17 protein-coding genes and 1 riboswitch are annotated in these 17,200 nt (G+C 46.8%); of the genes, 12 read left to right on the top strand and 5 right to left on the bottom strand.

Annotation, left to right across the window (positions count from 1 at the left end):
• Window positions 1–65 precede the first annotated feature (65 nt).
• The 7 genes from ICN20_RS03810 to ICN20_RS03780 all read left to right on the top strand — a co-directional run bounded on the left by ICN20_RS03810 (window position 66) and on the right by ICN20_RS03780 (window position 6,380).
• Window positions 66–1,136 carry a GTP-binding protein gene (locus ICN20_RS03810; RefSeq protein WP_216238171.1) on the top strand — a complete coding sequence of 357 codons (1,071 nt, stop codon included), beginning with the start codon at window positions 66–68 and terminating at the stop codon, window positions 1,134–1,136.
• Window positions 1,137–1,367: 231 nt separating this feature from the next.
• The gene (gene dksA, locus ICN20_RS03805) at window positions 1,368–1,745 is read left to right on the top strand and encodes an RNA polymerase-binding protein DksA (RefSeq protein ID WP_216240218.1); all 378 of its coding nucleotides are present in this window, start codon (window positions 1,368–1,370) and stop codon (window positions 1,743–1,745) included.
• Window positions 1,746–1,758: 13 nt separating this feature from the next.
• Window positions 1,759–2,661, top strand: coding sequence for an acetylglutamate kinase (gene argB / locus ICN20_RS03800; RefSeq protein ID WP_072582606.1), 903 nt, complete (start codon window positions 1,759–1,761; stop codon window positions 2,659–2,661).
• A gap of 18 nt (window positions 2,662–2,679) precedes the next feature.
• Window positions 2,680–3,330 (top strand): nucleoid occlusion factor SlmA, encoded by a 651-nt coding sequence (slmA, locus tag ICN20_RS03795; protein WP_216238170.1) that lies wholly within the window; start codon window positions 2,680–2,682, stop codon window positions 3,328–3,330.
• Window positions 3,327–4,466, top strand: coding sequence for a homoserine O-acetyltransferase (locus ICN20_RS03790; RefSeq protein WP_216238169.1), 1,140 nt, complete (start codon window positions 3,327–3,329; stop codon window positions 4,464–4,466). The genes slmA and ICN20_RS03790 overlap by 4 nt, the downstream gene beginning before the upstream one ends.
• On the top strand, window positions 4,463–5,056 hold the full coding sequence (gene metW, locus ICN20_RS03785) for a methionine biosynthesis protein MetW (protein ID WP_216226677.1): 594 nt from the start codon (window positions 4,463–4,465) through the stop codon (window positions 5,054–5,056). Before ICN20_RS03790 ends, metW begins: the two co-directional genes overlap by 4 nt.
• Window positions 5,049–6,380 carry an MFS transporter gene (locus tag ICN20_RS03780; RefSeq protein ID WP_216238168.1) on the top strand — a complete coding sequence of 444 codons (1,332 nt, stop codon included), beginning with the start codon at window positions 5,049–5,051 and terminating at the stop codon, window positions 6,378–6,380. Before metW ends, ICN20_RS03780 begins: the two co-directional genes overlap by 8 nt.
• 28 nt (window positions 6,381–6,408) lie before the next feature.
• Here the strand turns inward: ICN20_RS03780 and ICN20_RS03775 are convergent, their stop codons facing one another.
• The gene (locus ICN20_RS03775) at window positions 6,409–7,191 is read right to left on the bottom strand and encodes an exodeoxyribonuclease III (protein ID WP_216238167.1); all 783 of its coding nucleotides are present in this window, start codon (window positions 7,189–7,191) and stop codon (window positions 6,409–6,411) included.
• Between the two features lie 8 nt (window positions 7,192–7,199).
• On the opposite strand from ICN20_RS03775, the gene pyrE reads away from it, so the two are divergent.
• Window positions 7,200–7,868 (top strand): orotate phosphoribosyltransferase, encoded by a 669-nt coding sequence (gene pyrE, locus ICN20_RS03770; RefSeq protein WP_216238166.1) that lies wholly within the window; start codon window positions 7,200–7,202, stop codon window positions 7,866–7,868.
• A 12-nt stretch (window positions 7,869–7,880) separates the two neighbouring features.
• On the opposite strand, the gene dapF is transcribed toward pyrE, so the two are convergent.
• Genes dapF through ICN20_RS03755 form a run of 3 tightly spaced genes read right to left on the bottom strand, consistent with a single transcriptional unit; the run spans window position 7,881 to window position 10,578 of the window.
• Window positions 7,881–8,735: a diaminopimelate epimerase gene (dapF, locus tag ICN20_RS03765; RefSeq protein ID WP_216240216.1), complete on the bottom strand. Its 855-nt coding sequence runs from the start codon at window positions 8,733–8,735 to the stop codon at window positions 7,881–7,883.
• 59 nt (window positions 8,736–8,794) lie between these two features.
• On the bottom strand, window positions 8,795–9,694 hold the full coding sequence (locus ICN20_RS03760; protein WP_216238165.1) for a lipid A biosynthesis acyltransferase: 900 nt from the start codon (window positions 9,692–9,694) through the stop codon (window positions 8,795–8,797).
• Between the two features lie 23 nt (window positions 9,695–9,717).
• Window positions 9,718–10,578 carry a lysophospholipid acyltransferase family protein gene (locus ICN20_RS03755; protein WP_216238164.1) on the bottom strand — a complete coding sequence of 287 codons (861 nt, stop codon included), beginning with the start codon at window positions 10,576–10,578 and terminating at the stop codon, window positions 9,718–9,720.
• A gap of 203 nt (window positions 10,579–10,781) precedes the next feature.
• On the opposite strand from ICN20_RS03755, the gene metK reads away from it, so the two are divergent.
• From metK to metF, 3 genes are all read left to right on the top strand, one after another.
• Window positions 10,782–11,948, top strand: a complete 1,167-nt coding sequence (gene metK, locus ICN20_RS03750) for a methionine adenosyltransferase (protein ID WP_216152593.1) — start codon at window positions 10,782–10,784, stop codon at window positions 11,946–11,948.
• Window positions 11,949–12,015: 67 nt separating this feature from the next.
• Window positions 12,016–12,128: riboswitch (S-adenosyl-L-homocysteine riboswitch) on the top strand.
• A gap of 61 nt (window positions 12,129–12,189) precedes the next feature.
• Window positions 12,190–13,635 (top strand): adenosylhomocysteinase, encoded by a 1,446-nt coding sequence (gene ahcY / locus ICN20_RS03745; protein WP_216238163.1) that lies wholly within the window; start codon window positions 12,190–12,192, stop codon window positions 13,633–13,635.
• 37 nt (window positions 13,636–13,672) lie between these two features.
• Entirely contained in the window at window positions 13,673–14,509 is an 837-nt protein-coding gene (gene metF / locus ICN20_RS03740; protein WP_216238162.1) for a methylenetetrahydrofolate reductase [NAD(P)H], read from the top strand.
• 9 nt (window positions 14,510–14,518) lie between these two features.
• Here the strand turns inward: metF and ICN20_RS03735 are convergent, their stop codons facing one another.
• Complete coding sequence (locus ICN20_RS03735) at window positions 14,519–15,136, bottom strand: 5-formyltetrahydrofolate cyclo-ligase (RefSeq protein ID WP_255534635.1); 618 nt, start codon at window positions 15,134–15,136, stop codon at window positions 14,519–14,521.
• 92 nt (window positions 15,137–15,228) lie between these two features.
• On the opposite strand from ICN20_RS03735, the gene ICN20_RS03730 reads away from it, so the two are divergent.
• Window positions 15,229–17,187 carry a lytic transglycosylase domain-containing protein gene (locus ICN20_RS03730; RefSeq protein WP_255534633.1) on the top strand — a complete coding sequence of 653 codons (1,959 nt, stop codon included), beginning with the start codon at window positions 15,229–15,231 and terminating at the stop codon, window positions 17,185–17,187.
• The last annotated feature ends 13 nt before the right edge of the window (window positions 17,188–17,200 follow it).

Below are 17,200 nucleotides of genomic sequence, written 5' to 3'. Positions count from 1 at the left end.
CTCGGTAAGATAGAAGGTTTCCCGCTTTGGGAAACTTTGGCTTTTAGATTTTGATTGGAACATCCATGGCATTAATTCCGGTAACGATTTTGACGGGCTTCTTAGGAAGCGGCAAAACCACTTTGCTAAAACATATTCTGACTGAAGAACACGGTAAAAAAATTGCTGTGATCGAGAATGAATTCGGCGAAGAAAATATTGATAACGACATCTTGGTGCAAGACAACCAAGAGAATATTGTGCAAATGAGTAATGGCTGCATTTGCTGCACCATTCGCGGCGACCTTGTAGATGCTTTGAATGAGCTCTGGGAGCAGCGTAAAGATAAAAAGATTAGCTTTGATCGCGTCGTTATTGAAACCACCGGTGTAGCCAATCCTGGTCCGGTTGCCCAAACATTCTTCATGGATGATGATGTGGCAGACCATTATGTTTTAGATGCGGTGGTGACCTTGGTAGATGCCAAGCACGGTCAGCAGCAGCTTAATGAGCATGAAGAGGCTCAACGCCAGGTTGGTTTTGCGGATCAAATTTTTATTACTAAGACTGATTTGGTGACCCCAGCTGAAGTAGATGCTTTGCGCAATCGCCTGATGCATATGAATCCGAGGGCGCCTATTGCGGGGATCTCCAAGGGCGTTGTGCCTTTGAGCGCTGTTTTGGACCTCAAGGGTTTCAACTTAAATGCGAAGCTCGATATTGACCCACATTTCTTAGAGCAGGATGACCACGATCATGCGGATTGCGGCCATGACCATAGCCACGATCATGATCACAGTACCTGCGGACACGATCACAGTCATGATCACGAACACCATCACCATGGCCACGCAGGTCACACAGACCGCATTCAATCCTTTGTTTTTCGTAGTGATAAACCCTTTAACCACAAAAAACTGGAAGACTTTCTTGGGGGCATTCTAGAGGTCTTTGGGGAGAAGATGTTGCGCTATAAAGGCGTGCTCTATGTGAAGGGAAGTAGCCGAAAAGTAGTGTTCCAGGGCGTTCATCAGATGATGGGCAGCGATTTAGCCGGTCCGTGGGGTACAGAGCACAAGCAAACCCGAATGGTCTTCATAGGCATCGATTTGCCTAAGGACACCCTATTGGCTGGGCTTGAGGGATGTTTGGCCTAGCTAGATTCGGGTACAATCCGCCGCCACGGTCAATATTATGGATATTGAAAAATATTGGTTCAAGGGCTGTAAAAGTTTGGCAGAATGAGGCAATAATGCTTCAAACCTAGGAAGAATGAAATGACGGTAAAAACAGCAACAAAGCCAGCGACTACTGCAAAAGCGAGTAGCAAAGCTGCGAGCACTAAAGTTGCAAAAGGCGCTCCACTCACTGAAGCAGAATTGCTCAAGATGTCCGATAAGGACTACATGAATGCTGCCCAGTTAGATTTTTTCCGTCAAAAATTACTCACTCTCAAAAACGACATTCTGAAAAATGCTTCTGAGACTACAGAACATTTACGTGAAAATATTTTGGTGCCTGATCCTGCTGATCGTGCAACGATTGAAGAAGAGCATGCATTGGAATTGCGTACTCGTGATCGTGAGCGCAAGTTGCTTAAAAAAGTAGAGCAAGCATTGGCTCGCATCGAATCTGGTGATTACGGTTGGTGCGAAGAAACTGGCGAGCCAATTGGCTTGAACCGTTTAATTGCAAGGCCTACAGCCAATTTATCTCTTGAGGCTCAAGAGCGTCGTGAACTCCGTCAAAAATTATTTGGCGAATAAATTTTAAGTAGCAATGACTAAGCATTTACCAACTATTAGTGATATCTCTCCTTTATTGAAGGCAGAGATTCTGGCTGAGGCTTTGCCTTACATCCGCGCATATCACGGCAAAACGATCGTGATTAAGTACGGTGGAAATGCTATGGTTGAGGAGCGCTTGAAAGAGTCGTTTGCACGTGATGTCATTTTGTTGAAGTTGGTTGGCATGAACCCAGTAGTGGTTCACGGTGGCGGTCCACAGATTGATGAAGCCCTCAAGAAAATCGGCAAAACTGGTACCTTTATTCAGGGTATGCGCGTAACCGACGAAGAAACCATGGAAGTAGTGGAGTGGGTTCTGGGTGGCGAAGTCCAGCAAGATATTGTGATGTTGATTAACCACTTTGGTGGTCAAGCTGTTGGCTTGACTGGCAAAGACGGCGGGCTGATTCACGCCAAGAAAATGATGATTCCTAGCGACACAGAGCCGGGCAAGAAAATAGATATCGGATTTGTTGGTGAAATTGAAGCAATTAACCCTGCAGTCGTTAAAGCATTGCAGGACGACGCCTTTATCCCGGTGATTTCTCCTATTGGCTTTAGTGCAGAAGGTCAGGCCTACAACATCAATGCAGATTTGGTGGCTGGCAAGATGGCTGAAATTCTGCATGCTGAGAAGTTGGTCATGATGACGAATATTCCGGGTGTGATGGATAAGGACGGAAAGTTGCTGACAGATTTAACTGCACGAGAAATTGATGCGCTCTTTGCCGATGGGACAATTTCTGGCGGTATGTTGCCTAAGATTTCTTCTGCATTAGATGCCGCTAAGAGCGGTGTGAATTCAGTGCACATTATTGATGGCCGCATTGAGCATTCTTTGTTGTTAGAAATTCTGACCGAGCAAGCGTTCGGTACGATGATCCGTTCTAGATAAGTGGGTAAGTAAATAAGCATGCGCGAATCTTTACAGCCAGCAGACATCAACGACAGCAACGCTGACGCTGGTAAGGCTCGTAAGCGACCACGTCCAGGTGAGCGACGTTTGCAGATTCTGCAAGTGCTTGCTGAGATGCTGCAAAATCCTAAGGCTGAGCGTGTTACTACAGCAGCGTTAGCGGCCAAGATTGAAGTTTCAGAAGCAGCCCTATATCGCCATTTCGCTAGTAAGGCGCAGATGTTTGAGGGCCTTATTTCTTTTATTGAGCAAACTGTCTTTGGATTGATTAATCAGATTAATCAAAAGGAAGAGTCTGGCCTAGCCCAAGCCCGTGGCATTTTACAAATGCTTTTATTCTTTGCCGAGAAGAACCCTGGTATGACTCGTGTTTTATTGGGCGATGCTTTGTTGCAAGAAGATGATCGTCTGCAAGAGCGCATTACTCAAGTACTAGATCGTGTTGAAGCATCTCTGAAGCAAGCTCTGCGTATTGCCCAAACCCAAGGCGGTAACTGGGGGCAGTTGGGCCAAGAAGAGGTCAGCATCCGCGCTGCTATGTTGATGAGTTTTGTGTTGGGCCGTTGGCATCGCTTTGCCCGTAGCGGCTTTAAGAAATTGCCGACTGAAGCCTCTGATGTTAGTTTGCGCCTGCTCTTGTCAGAATGAGCGAGCTACACCTCTCTAGAAATACCATCCATTTTGCCGAGCCCCTGCCTTTGCAGAGTGGCGCTATGTTGTCTGGCTACGATTTAGTGATTGAAACCTACGGCAAGCTCAATGCTGATAAAAGCAATGCTGTGCTTGTTTGCCATGCCCTCAATGCATCTCATCACGTAGCAGGCCCAAGCCCAGAAAATCCAGAAGACATCGGTTGGTGGGACAACATGATTGGCCCAGGCAAGCCGGTAGATACCGACCACTTTTTTGTTATTGGCGTAAATAACTTGGGCTCTTGTTTTGGCTCGACTGGTCCGATGAGCATTAACCCAGATACTGGCAAGCCATATGGTGCCGACTTTCCTGTTATCACGGTAGAGGATTGGGTCAACACTCAAGCCCGTTTGGCCGATAAATTAGGCATACGGAAGTTTGCTGCGGTTATGGGCGGTAGCTTAGGTGGAATGCAGGCTATGGCTTGGGCCATTCAATTTCCAAAGCGTATAGATCATTGCGTGGTGGTTGCATCTACCCCAAGATTAAGCGCACAAAATATTGCTTTTAATGAAGTGGCCCGCAACGCCATTTTGTCTGACCCTGATTTTCATGGTGGCAACTACTACGAGCACGGTGTTGTTCCAAAACGCGGTTTACGTTTAGCCCGTATGGTTGGTCACATTACCTATCTGTCTGATGATGACATGGCGGAAAAGTTTGGCCGCGAATTACAGCGCCCTAACGGTGAATCTAATGACTACCGCTTTAGTTTTGATGTCGAGTTTGAGGTTGAAAGTTACTTACGTCATCAAGGCGATAAATTTTCCACCTACTTTGATGCCAATACCTATTTACTGATTACGCGCGCACTGGATTATTTTGATCCTGCACGTCGTTACGATGGCAGTCTAAATCGTGCGCTGGCAGAAGTGCAGGCCAAGTTTTTGGTTGTGAGTTTTTCAACTGATTGGCGCTTCCCGCCTGACCGCAGTCGCGAGATTGTGCAGTCTTTGCTGAGCAATAAGAGTCAGGTGACGTATGCGGAGATCGATGCGCCGCATGGACACGATGCATTCTTGCTAGATGATGAGCGGTACCATAATCTCGTTAGAGCTTACTTTAAGCAAATGCGTGAGGCTCAAGCATGAGTAATTTCACTAAGCGCGCTGACTTTGCTTCCATAGCCAATTGGATTGCACCAAATACCCAGGTGTTAGATCTGGGTTGTGGCGATGGCAGCTTCTTAGAGTTCTTGCAGAAATTAAAACCGGTTCACGCTTATGGCGTTGAGATTGATGATTCTCGCGTACTCTCTTGCGTGCAAAAAGGCTTGAATGTCATTCAGCAAGATTTAGAGGGCGGCCTAGCGCTCTTTGAAGATAGCAGTTTTGATACGGTCGTCTTGTCACAAACTTTGCAAACTATTCACCAAACTGAAAAGATTTTGCGTGAAGTGGTTCGCGTGGGTAAGGAGTCAGTCATCTCTTTTCCAAACTTTGGGCATTGGTCGCATCGCTTGGCCGTGGGTCTTGGACGCATGCCAGTATCTAAAAGCTTGCCTTATCAGTGGTACAACACACCAAATGTACGTGTGCTTACTGTCGCCGACTTTGAGAAGTTGGCATCAAGCCTTGGCCTAAAGGTAATCGATCAATGCATCTTGCATGAGGGGCGACAAGTCACTTTGATGCCAAATCTCTTTGGCAGCCTTGCATTGTTCCGTATTCGTCGTGCCTAACAAACAACTCAATGTAGTGAAGTCCTGGCTTCAAGACTTTCGGGTTTATCTCGAATGGCCCTGCTTACGCATGCTGTTCTTGGGTTTCTCAGCAGGCCTTCCTTTATTGCTTATTCTTGGCACTCTCAGTTTTTGGTTGCGTGAGGCTGGCATTGATCGCAGCACCATTGGTTACTTGACTTGGGTGGGTTTGATCTACGCCTTTAAGTGGGTTTGGGCACCACTGGTAGATCGATTACAGATTCCGCTTCTAACCAAGTTGTTTGGCCGCCGCCGCAGCTGGCTACTCTTTGCTCAAGCGCTCATCATTTTGGGGCTTGTTGGCATGTCGACTTTAGATCCTAGGCTTGCACTCAACTCTATTGTTTGGTGTGCATTATTGGTTGCTTTTGGATCTGCGACTCAAGATATCGCTTTAGATGCATTTCGTATTGAGTCGGCCAATAGCGATCATCAAGCAGCCTTGGCGGCTACTTATCAAACGGGCTATCGATTGGCATTGATATGGGCTGGTGCTGGCGTTCTTTGGCTTGCTGCTCGTGCTGAAACGGGCAGTGGCTACGATGCTGGGGCATGGCAATTTGCCTACCTCTGTATGGCAGCTTCTATTGGCGTAGGTGTGATTACTACCCTCTTGAGTAAAGAGCCGGCAAGATATGAATTAGCTAAAGTACGTACAGCCAAGGCATGGCTTTATCAAACCCTAGTTGAGCCTTTTGCTGAATTTATTACGCGCTATCGCTGGCACGCCGTATTGATCTTGTCTTTAATTGCCGTCTATCGTATTAGCGATGTCGTGATGGGTATCATGGCCAACCCGTTTTATGTCGACATGGGCTACACCAAGGATGAAGTGGCTGCAGTGAGTAAAGTATTCGGCGTGGTGATGACTTTGGTAGGCGCCTTTGTTGGTGGTGTGCTCACACTGCGCTTTGGTGTCTTACGAATTCTATTTGTGGGCGCGGTCCTCTCAGCAGTAAGTAATTTGTTGTTTGCTTGGTTGGCCACCCAAGGACATGACTTGCATGGTTTGATTTGGGTGATATCTGCAGACAACTTAAGTTCGGGAATTGCCAGTGCAGCCTTTATCGCTTTCTTATCCTCATTAACCAATATCCGCTACTCAGCAACACAGTACGCTTTGTTTAGTTCCATGATGTTGCTCCTACCCAAGTGGTTGGCGGGCTTCTCGGGAGTATTTGTCGACAACTTCGGATACCAAGCATTCTTCTATGGCACTGCGATCATTGGTGCCCCGGTTCTACTTCTTATTTGGGCAACGATTCATTTCAAAATTGTTCAGATCAAAAAAGAAGGCGAGTAAAGCCGAAGTAAATGGCCCCAGTGACCTGTTAAATCTTCCAGTCGTAATCCACGGTAAGTGGTGCGTGATCTGAAAATTTTTCATCTTTGTATACGGCGGTTTTCTGAGCAGTACCAGCAATGCCAGGAGTGGTGATGTGATAGTCAATACGCCATCCAACATTCTTTGCATAGGCCTGCCCTCGATTGCTCCACCAGGTGTAGCAAGTTTCAGTTGCCTCTGGTTCGAGTTGTCGATAGACATCCACGTAACCTACCTTGCTAAAGAGGTTCGTCAGCCATGCGCGCTCTTCAGGTAAGAAGCCAGAATTTTTCAGATTGCCCTTCCAGTTCTTCAAATCAATTTCTTGATGGGCAATATTGACGTCGCCGCATAGAACGATTTCACGACCAGATTTTTTGAGAGAAACGAGATGTGGCAGGAAGCTATCGAGATAGCGGTATTTAGCCTCTTGTCGCTCAGGAGAGCTGGAGCCTGAGGGCATATAGACCGAGATCACAGAAATTCCTTTAAAGCGCGCCTCTACATAGCGCCCCTCTGCATCAAACTCTTCATTGCCATAGCCGTACAAGACCTCATCTGGCTTATGGGGGGTATAAATTCCACAACCGCTATAGCCCTTTTTTTCAGCATGATGGAAAAAGCCATGCATGCCATCAGGATTGAGGATGGCGTCCTCCAGATCATCGCGTTGAGCTTTGAGCTCTTGCATGCAAATGAAGTCAGCCTTTTGCTTAACAGCCCATGGCAGAAAGCCTTTTTTGACTGCAGAACGGATACCGTTGAGGTTCGCGGAAATGATGCGTAACATATAGGCCTATGAGCTCAAATAATTCAAATCAAGATAACTTTATTCGTTTTGCCTTAGAGGCAAAGGTTTTGTCCTTCGGGGAGTTTAAAACTAAAGCGGGAAGACTCTCGCCTTATTTCTTTAATGCTGGCGAATTTAATGATGGCGCACGTTTGAGCGCATTGGGTCGTTACTATGCCAAAGCTTTGCAAGAGTCGGGCGTTCAGTTCGACATGCTCTATGGCCCAGCTTATAAAGGCATCACTTTAGCGGCTGCCACAGCAATTGCTTTGGCAGACAGCGGTATTAATGTGCCTTATGCCTACAACCGGAAAGAAGCAAAAGACCACGGTGAGGGTGGGATGCTAGTGGGCGCACCTGTCAAAGGCAGGGTAGTCATTATTGATGATGTAATTTCTGCGGGGACTTCAGTAAGAGAATCAGTTGATCTGATTCGTGGGGCTGGTGCAGAGCCGTCCGCCGTCCTTATTGCTTTGGATCGTATGGAGCGGTCGGGGAACGCCGTTGACATTGGAGATCAGTCTGCAGTGCAGGCTGTAGAACAAGAATTTGGTTTGCCAGTAATTGCGATCGCGAACTTAACTGGCTTAATGTCATTCTTGACGGCGTCAAGTGATACTCAACTCACCAATTATTTGCCTGCCGTTAAAACCTACCGTGATAAATACGGAATTTAAGCGCAACAGCTTTTAGATTGTTGTTTCGCCTTCGAAGACGGTAACTGCTGGACCAGTCATGATGACGGGCTGAACAACACCGTCAATTACGCCGCCCCAAGTAATCTGTAAATCTCCGCCGCGCGTATGTACTTTTACTGGTGAGTCCAGAAGGCCGCGACGAATCCCCGAAACCGCAGCCGCACAAGCGCCAGTACCGCAGGCTAAGGTTTCCCCGGCACCACGTTCAAAAACGCGCAATTTGATTTCATTGCGATTAATGGCTTGCATGTAACCCGCGTTTACTTTTTTCGGAAACGCTGCAAACTTTTCAACTTCAGGGCCCTCTTCAAGCACGGGCGCACTATCGACGTCTCCAACCATCTGTACGGCATGCGGATTGCCCATGGATAGAACGCCTACAAAACTGTCATGTGTCCCAGGATGATTTAGTGGAAGTGCGTACAGTGTTTCTTGAAATTCTTGAATGCTTGCTAAGCCATTGGCATTAAATGGAATGTGACTGTGCTCAAAAATGGGTGCACCCATATCCACTTCTACCTGACCATCAGCATGAGACTTGAGTGTGAGAACGGTGTGAGCAACCTCTACGCGCAGAGGATTCTTGTTGGACAGACCTTGATCCAGTACAAAGCGCACAAAGCAGCGAGAGCCATTACCGCATTGCTCTACTTCACCACCGTCAGCATTGAAGATGCGATATCTAAAGTCCGCATCAGGGCGCGTCGCCTTTTCAACCAGGAGAATTTGATCTGCGCCAATTCCAAATTGACGATGGGCTAATGTTTGCCATTGCTCGCGGGTAATACCGCTGAGATCTTGATCTATGCCATTAAGCACAATGAAATCATTGCCAGCACCATGCATTTTGGTGAAGCGTAGCTTGCGCACTGGATTGTTTGTGTTGATGCTCAAAATGATTCCGTTTAATCGTAAAGACTAGGTTCGCCTTCGGGTCTGTGTTTAAAGCGCTTATGCACCCAATAGTACTCTGCTGGTCTTTCGCGAACAAGCTCTTCGATATATTGATTCAAACGCGCTGTATCTTTTTCAACATCGTCACTAGGAAAGTTCGGTAACGGCTCGCTGATGAGGCAGGTATAGCCTTTACGGTCTTTATTTAAGGTGGTTGTCATGAGACATACTTCAGCCCCGCTCAGCCTGGCAAGGCGAGATACCGAGGTAATGGTATTTGTTTGGATGCCAAAGAAAGGCACAAAGACAGAGTCACGAGGGCCTAAGTCAATATCAGGGGCAATAAAGATGAAGTTACCCGTTTGAATTTCTCGGATGAGATCACGTAAGCGACTTTGCCTCTCAATAGACTTTCCGCCAAAACGATTTCTCCACTCAATCATTTTTTGATTGAAGAAGGGGTTCTTCATGTTTTGGTAGAGACCTGCGCCACGCGGCCAGTCATGTTGATTGGCCAATACTGACAGCGCCATGAAGCCGCCTTCAAGACCAACAAAGTGTGGATTAATGAGTAGACGCGGTTTGCGATCACCTAGGGTGATAGCTGATTTGATGGTGACGATATCGGTAATTTGTTTGCCGCTACCCAGCCAGATGCGACTTCTTTCTAATACGCTGCGGCCAAATAATTTCCAGTGCTCTATTGCGAGATCGTCAATTTCCTTTTCGTTGAGATTGGGAAAGCAAAGGCGTAAATTGGTCTTCACTACATGAGTGCGACCATTGGGAATATGGGCTGCAAGCCAGCCTAGGCCATAGCCTACATGGACCGTAATCGTATAAGGCAGGAAGGCAAAGAGGCGCAAAAGACTAAGCGCCAGGAAATTGAAGAGGTTTTGTAACCAGGTCATTTCAAAAATGATAATGAATTTATTTAATTGCCTGGAGGTAATTCTGCGCCGGCAGGATGCTTGTAGCGGTTGTAGGACCAAATGAATTGTTCTGGCGCAATGAGAACTGCATTTTCAATTGCAACATTCAATTCTGCGGCAGCAATGCTCGCATCTTCAGATAAAGGCACAAGACGAGTTGCCTTCATGAGCCAGCCTTGACCAATGCCTTTGCGTTTAGCGGTAAACATGATTACTGGTGTGTTGTTGCGGTTAGCCAGCCTAGCCGGTAGTGGGGTAGTGTAGGCTGGCCGACCAAAGAACGGAACCCACACACCTTCACCGCCGCTGGGCACCTGATCCGGAAGAATGCCAATAGCCTCGCCGCGTGTGAGCGCCCTAGTCATTTGGCGTACGCCATTGAGGTTGGTCGGTACGAAATGCATATTGGGATAAGCGCGACCCTCTTCCACCACTTCATTGAGCCATTCCTGGCGCGATGGTCGATAGAGAATCGTTGCGGGGAAATGTTGGGCAAGTACGCGTGGAATGATTTCAAAACCCCCAAGGTGAGGGGTCAACATGACTAAGCCGTGCCCTTCGCCGATTGCAGCTTCGACTACACCCCAGTCTTGCACTTCAACTAACTTCAGAGCTTTTGCAGGGTTGCGCCAAATCCACAGGCTGTCTGAAAACAACATTCCAGAGGCTCTCACCGCTTCCCATAGCTTGAATGGTAAGCCACGTGTATTTACTACAGTTTCGTATTGGGGCCGAAAGAGCGAGCGATATTGCTTAGAGCCAATATATGCCAGCATGCCTAAAAAAGCCCCAATGACCTGCACTAGCGCAAGGGGAAGCACGGCAATCGTATTCAGGCAGAGCTTTAGAAGGAGTTTTCGCACCCCCTAATGATATTCAATGCCGCTCTCGGTGTGTGGATTTCAGCACAACTTGCTGAATTAAGCGTTTTTCAGATAAAATTGCTTCATCGCTGAGTTAAGGCAACTTGCAGGGCGATTCATAAATTCTGCTAAAGCGTCGCCGTTGTAGTTCCTGGCACGTCGAGTTGTCCCTATGATCGTGTTAATTATTAAAGGAATATGCAATGGCAAATGATTACTTCTTCACCTCAGAATCCGTTTCTGAAGGTCATCCCGATAAAGTAGCAGACCAAATTTCTGATTCGATTCTTGATGCCATCCTGGCTCAGGATCCAACTGCACGTGTTGCAGCAGAAACTTTATGCAATACCGGTTTGGTAGTTTTGGCTGGTGAAATTACTACTAACGCTAACGTTGACTACATTCAGGTTGCGCGTAATACCTTGCGTGAAATCGGTTACGACAATACTGATTACGGTATCGACTACAAAGGTTGCGCAGTATTGGTCGCTTATGACAAGCAAAGCCCGGATATTGCTCAAGGGGTTGATAAGGCCCATGATGATGGCTTAGATCAAGGCGCTGGCGACCAAGGCCTTATGTTTGGTTATGCCTGTGATGAAACTGCAGAGCTTATGCCTTTGCCAATTCACTTGTCACACCGTTTGGTTGAGCGTCAATCACAACTGCGTCGTGATGGCCGTTTGAACTGGTTGCGCCCTGATGCGAAGTCACAAGTGACCTTGCGTTATGTGGATGGCAAGCCTGACTCTATTGATACTGTGGTGTTGTCTACTCAGCATGATGAAAATATTTCTCTCGAAAAATTGCGCGAAGCAGTTATTGAAGAAATCATCAAACCAGTATTGCCCAAGCATTTGATCAAAGGCGCAATTAACTTCTTGGTTAACCCAACAGGTCGTTTCGTTATCGGCGGCCCACAAGGCGATTGCGGTTTAACTGGTCGCAAAATAATTGTCGACACCTACGGTGGTGCAGCCCCTCACGGCGGCGGCGCTTTCTCTGGCAAGGATCCATCTAAGGTTGACCGCTCAGCTGCATACGCTGGTCGCTATGTTGCGAAGAACGTGGTTGCTGCTGGTTTGGCAAGCAAGTGCTTAATTCAGATCTCTTACGCGATTGGTGTTGCTAAACCAACTTCAGTGATGGTGAGCACATTTGGTACTGGCAAGATTTCGGATGAGAAGATTGCTCAATTGGTTTCTGAGCACTTTGACTTGCGTCCAAAAGGTATCGTGAAGATGTTGAATCTCTTGCGCCCAATTTACAAGAAGACTGCTGCTTATGGCCACTTTGGTCGTGAAGAGCCAGAATTTACTTGGGAGCAAACAGATAAAGCGGCTGCATTACGTGCTGCAGCAGGCCTGTAAGCAGCAAATACGCAGTTTATAGGCGTATTGAGGCGAAATATGCCGTAATTGTTTACAATTACGGCATACCTTCAAGGAGCGTTGCAAGGAATGCTGTGACCCAGCACTTCCCCAGGCTTGAAGGGAGTGGATTCTGAGGCTACCCCCGGAGTTTGCTAATTGCAACCGCGCTCGCTAACCCATGATTCAATGGCTAGCGAGTTTCTACTCCAGCATTGGATCGTATTTAGCTGGAGCATTAATGAATACCGTTTCTGATTTAAATAACTTTGTTGCAACACGTTGCGCAATTGCTGATATCACTTTGGCTGACTTTGGCCGTAAAGAAATCGCTATTGCCGAAACTGAAATGCCTGGCTTGATAGCCATTCGTGATGAATTTTCTGCACAACAGCCATTGCGTGGCGCACGCATTACTGGCTCTTTGCACATGACCATTCAAACTGCAGTATTGATTGAGACGCTTGAAGCACTCGGTGCCGAAGTTCAATGGGCATCTTGCAATATTTTCTCTACACAAGACCATGCTGCTGCTGCAATTGCTGCGAACGGCACACCAGTATTCGCAATCAAGGGCGAAACACTTGAGCAGTATTGGGACTTTACGCACCGCATTTTTGAGTGGGCTGATGGTGGCTTTACCAATATGATTTTGGATGATGGCGGCGACGCTACTTTGTTGCTGCACCTTGGTGCGCGCGCAGAGAAAGATCAGGCTTGCTTGAGTAATCCAACTAGCGAAGAAGAAACCATTTTGTTTGCAGCCATTAAGAAGAAATTGGTGCAAGACCCAACTTGGTATTCAACACGCTTAGAAAAAGTTAAGGGCGTTACAGAAGAAACTACTACTGGCGTACATCGCTTGTATCAAATGTTTGCCAAGGGCGAGTTGAAGTTCCCTGCAATCAACGTCAATGACTCCGTTACGAAGAGCAAATTCGACAACCTTTACGGTTGCCGCGAGTCTTTAGTGGATGCGATCAAGCGCGCTACTGACGTGATGGTTGCCGGTAAGGTTGCAGTAGTTTGTGGCTACGGCGATGTGGGTAAAGGTTCAGCTCAAGCTTTGCGCGCTTTGTCTGCTCAAGTTTGGGTTACTGAAGTAGATCCAATTTGTGCATTGCAAGCTGCAATGGAAGGCTATCGTGTTGTAACAATGGATTATGCTGCTGATAAAGCAGATATCTTTGTTTCTGCAACTGGTAACTACCACGTGATTACACATGACCACATGGCGAAGATGAAGAATCAAGCTATCGTTTGTAACATTGGCCACTTTGATAATGAGATCGATGTTGCTGGTATTGAGAAATACAAATGGGAAGAAATCAAGCCGCAAGTTGACCATGTGATTTTCCCGGCTGCCAATGGCAAGCCTGAAAAACGCATCATCATTTTGGCTAAGGGTCGTTTGGTGAACTTGGGTTGCGGTACAGGACATCCTTCATACGTAATGAGCTCTTCATTTGCAAACCAAGTGATTGCTCAAATTGAATTATGGAATGCAGTAGGTACAGATAAATACCCAGTCGGTGTTTACACATTGCCTAAGCATTTGGATGAGAAGGTTGCTCGTTTACAGCTCAAGACTCTCAATGCAGAGTTAACAGTGTTGTCAGACCAGCAAGCCTCTTACATTGGCGTAACGAAGCAAGGCCCTTACAAGGCTGACCACTATCGTTATTAATCCAAACACTGTTCAATAGATACCTAGGCCCAAAATCATGGAATTAAGCGTCGAATTCTTTCCTCCAAAAACACCTGAAGGTGAGAGTAAGTTGCATCAAGTGCGCGAGCGTTTTTCTGAAACGCTCAAGCCAGCTTTTTATTCCGTGACCTTTGGTGCCGGTGGTTCTACTCAGTCTGGCACATTAAAAGTGGTGAGCGATATTCATGCTGCTGGTGCAGCAGTTGCTCCTCACCTATCTTGTGTTGGCAGCTCACGTGAAAGCGTGCGCGAGATGCTTAAGCAATATCAAGCATTAGGCGTGAAGCGTATTGTGGCTTTGCGCGGTGACTTGCCATCTGGTATGGGCCAGTATGGTGAGTTTCATCATGCCAATGAATTAGTAGAATTTATTCGCGCAGAAACGGGTGACTGGTTTCATATCGATGTAGCCGCTTATCCAGAAACGCATCCGCAGGCAAAATCACCTGCTAGCGATGTCGATTTCTTTGTGCAAAAAATGAAGGCGGGTGCAAACTCTGCCGTTACCCAATATTTTTACAATAGCGATGCTTACTTCCGCTTTGTTGATGAGGCATATGACTTGGGTGTTACACAGCCGATCATTGCTGGCATTATGCCGATCACCAATAGCAGCCAGTTGTTGAGATTCTCTGATGCATGTGGCGCAGAGATTCCACGTTGGATCCGTTTGCGTCTGCAGTCTTACGGCGATGACATCGCTTCTATTCGTGCGTTTGGCGAAGAGGTTGTCACGGATCTGTGTGACCAGCTTCTAGCCGTTGGCGCACCAGGAATTCATTTTTATTCGTTAAATCAGGCTGATGCAGTTTTAGCCATTGCAGATAACTTAGGCTTAACAAAGAAAAGCTAAGGTATTAACTTAGCTAAGTAAACCAGACTCCGTTAGGAGTAAATCTAAAGGCTCATCATGAGTTTGAGCCGCCCACTGAGAATCATCCAACTGTTGCCAATCAAACCCAATCCCCATACAAATGAGGTTTGGGTTGTCTTTTCGGATCTGGGCTAGGGTTCGATCAAAATACCCGCCGCCGTATCCCAAGCGCCAATAATGCTTCTTGTTATTAGCAATAGAGCTAGACCAGCCTACGCAGGGAATGAGGATGCAGTCGGGAATCAGCTGGGATCTTGCAGTATTTTCTGGGTTGGGCTCAGGAATGCCATGTGCGCTTGGAATTAAGGCATCCCCTTCTTGCCATTCATAAAAATTCAGATGTTTGTCTGGGCGCGCATAGGGCAGCGCTAAGCAACGCTGAGCATTGTTCTTTACCCAGTTTAATAAAGCTGGACGTAAATCAATTTCATCCTGAATGGGCCAATAAAGCGCAATTGCGTGAATGGATTTGCCTTGATTGGCCAAAAAATGATGAAGACCTGCAATCAAGCTGGCTTGCGCTACGGCATAGCCATCCCCAGAAGCAAATTCTTTGCGTTGTTTTAATAAATCTTGGCGAAGAGATTTTGGTGAATTACCGTGCATATCGACCATTATCAGGCGAAAATTAAAGGATATAGTAATCAAGTGCTACAGGGCTTGAGCCTTGTAAATAAAGATAGGGTTAGATCGCAATAATGAAGTCTGTAATAGTGAATAGCAAATACCTGCAGTGGGCCAAAATCCTGGTTTTGGGCCTAGCCCTAGGCGCCTCCACATCTTTTGCAGAAAAGCCGAAAAAAACCGCTTTACCAAAGTCTTATGAAAGTAAGGCCGCCCCTGCTGAAATTACTGATACCGATCGGATGTTCATTGATTTGCGCGAGGCTGCCAAAAAGAATGATGTATTTCGTACTCAGCAACTTTCATCCAATTTGGCCAACTACCCATTTGATGACTATGTAGCCTACTTCCGCATCAAGCCGCAATTATTTGATAGTGCCGGTGGTGCACGCAATGACTACGGCGCAGATGCTCAGGTAGTTGCATTCTTAAACCAATACCAAGGTACTGCATTGGCTGACCGCATGCGCAATGATTGGCTTTTGGTTTTGGGTAAACGCAAAGACTGGGCGCGCTTTGATGTGGAGTATGCGAAGTTTGTGTTGGATGACGATACCCAAGTGAAGTGCTACTCCTTGTTATCCAAATTATCTCAAGGTGAGAACCCAACTAAATTAGCGATTGATTCACGAGCGGTGTTATTGGATCCAAGTTATTTCGGTCAGGCCTGCCAAGAATTGGTTCCCTCATTGGTTGCTGCTGGTGGCATGTCTCCCAGTGAGGCTAAGGCCATTGGTCGTGCCGCTAGCGAGAGAGGGTACGACACCATGGCCCGTCGTCTTGGTGGCGAAGATCCAATTGGGGATATTGTGAAAGCTGCAAAGGCTGATCCATCCAAAGCCTATCGTGATTTTTCTCAAAACGCATCTCGCTACAGCAAAGAAAATCAAGCTGTTGCATGGGGCGTGATTGGACAATTTTTAGCCAAGAAATTAGATCCCAATGCAGATGATGCATATCGCTTGCAGCAAGAGCTGGGCTACAACGAACTGCTTTCGGTTGAGTCGCAAGAATGGAAGGTGCGTGCAGGCTTGCGCGCCAAAGATTGGGCCCTGGTTAAAAATGCGATTGATGGCATGAACCCAGCGGTTCGTACCAAAGATCCTGCATGGACTTATTGGTATGGCCGCGCACTCAAGGCCGAAGGTCAGGATGCAAAAGCTAAAGACAGCTTTGAAATGATTGCAGATCAATATAACTTTTATGGACAGCTTGCACGCGAAGAATTGGGTAAATCCAATAGTGCGCCAACTAAAACGAAAGTGACCGACCAAGAGATTGATGCTATGGCGAGCCGCAAGGGCTTTATTCGCGGCGAGCGCTTGTATGCCATGAATCTTCGCTTTGAAGGTAATCGCGAGTGGAATTGGGAATTACGCAACATGACCGATAAGCAATTATTGGCTGCGGCAGAGTATGCAAAGCGAGTCAATTTATATGACCGTGTTGTCAATACCGCCGATCGTACAAAGCAAGAACATGACTTTAGCTTGCGCTATCCAACTCCATACAAAGAAGAGTTATCTCCAATTGCAAGACAAATTGATTTAAATCTTGCTTGGGCTTACGGACTGATCCGTCAAGAGTCGCGCTTCATCATGAATGCCGCCTCTTCTGTGGGCGCGTCTGGATTAATGCAGGTGATGCCGAATACAGCAAAGTATGTGGCTAAGAAAATTGGAATGACAAATTACACCAATGACAAGTTGAGCGATACCAGCACCAACCTGACCTTGGGTAGTAATTATTTGAATATGGTTCTTATTGATCTGGATGGCTCTTGGGTTTTGGCCTCTGCAGCCTATAACGCAGGCCCTTCTCGATCAAAGGCTTGGCGTGAAAAATTATCCGGCCCTACTGAAGGTGCAATTTTTGCTGAAACTATTCCATTTACCGAGACGCGTGTCTACGTGAAGAATGTGCTCTCAAATGCAAATTACTATTCATCAGTGATGAGCGGCCAGACACAATCCTTAAAACAACGCTTAGGTGTCATTACACCAAAGGCTGCAACTCAATCCGAGCTTCCTTAAACTACTAATCGCT

Origin of the sequence: Polynucleobacter sp. JS-Polo-80-F4 (genome assembly GCF_018881965.1) — a bacterium.
GTDB lineage: Bacteria > Pseudomonadota > Gammaproteobacteria > Burkholderiales > Burkholderiaceae > Polynucleobacter.
Note: the sequence above shows the minus strand (reverse complement) of the source record. Positions and strands in the feature narration are given on the sequence as shown.

Excerpts from the sequence above, each read along its gene's own strand:
- argB (WP_072582606.1), top strand. The coding sequence starts at position 1,759 with ATGACTAAGCATTTACCAACTATTAGTGATATCTCTCCTTTATTGAAG.
- metF (WP_216238162.1), top strand. The coding sequence starts at position 13,673 with ATGGAATTAAGCGTCGAATTCTTTCCTCCAAAAACACCTGAAGGTGAG.
- dksA (WP_216240218.1), top strand. The coding sequence starts at position 1,368 with ATGTCCGATAAGGACTACATGAATGCTGCCCAGTTAGATTTTTTCCGT.
- pyrE (WP_216238166.1), top strand. The coding sequence starts at position 7,200 with ATGAGCTCAAATAATTCAAATCAAGATAACTTTATTCGTTTTGCCTTA.
- slmA (WP_216238170.1), top strand. The coding sequence starts at position 2,680 with ATGCGCGAATCTTTACAGCCAGCAGACATCAACGACAGCAACGCTGAC.
- ICN20_RS03810 (WP_216238171.1), top strand. The coding sequence starts at position 66 with ATGGCATTAATTCCGGTAACGATTTTGACGGGCTTCTTAGGAAGCGGC.
- ahcY (WP_216238163.1), top strand. The coding sequence starts at position 12,190 with ATGAATACCGTTTCTGATTTAAATAACTTTGTTGCAACACGTTGCGCA.
- ICN20_RS03760 (WP_216238165.1), bottom strand. The coding sequence starts at position 9,694 with ATGACCTGGTTACAAAACCTCTTCAATTTCCTGGCGCTTAGTCTTTTG.
- ICN20_RS03775 (WP_216238167.1), bottom strand. The coding sequence starts at position 7,191 with ATGTTACGCATCATTTCCGCGAACCTCAACGGTATCCGTTCTGCAGTC.
- metW (WP_216226677.1), top strand. The coding sequence starts at position 4,463 with ATGAGTAATTTCACTAAGCGCGCTGACTTTGCTTCCATAGCCAATTGG.
- dapF (WP_216240216.1), bottom strand. The coding sequence starts at position 8,735 with ATGCATGGTGCTGGCAATGATTTCATTGTGCTTAATGGCATAGATCAA.
- ICN20_RS03790 (WP_216238169.1), top strand. The coding sequence starts at position 3,327 with ATGAGCGAGCTACACCTCTCTAGAAATACCATCCATTTTGCCGAGCCC.
- metK (WP_216152593.1), top strand. The coding sequence starts at position 10,782 with ATGGCAAATGATTACTTCTTCACCTCAGAATCCGTTTCTGAAGGTCAT.
- ICN20_RS03730 (WP_255534633.1), top strand. The coding sequence starts at position 15,229 with ATGAAGTCTGTAATAGTGAATAGCAAATACCTGCAGTGGGCCAAAATC.
- ICN20_RS03735 (WP_255534635.1), bottom strand. The coding sequence starts at position 15,136 with ATGCACGGTAATTCACCAAAATCTCTTCGCCAAGATTTATTAAAACAA.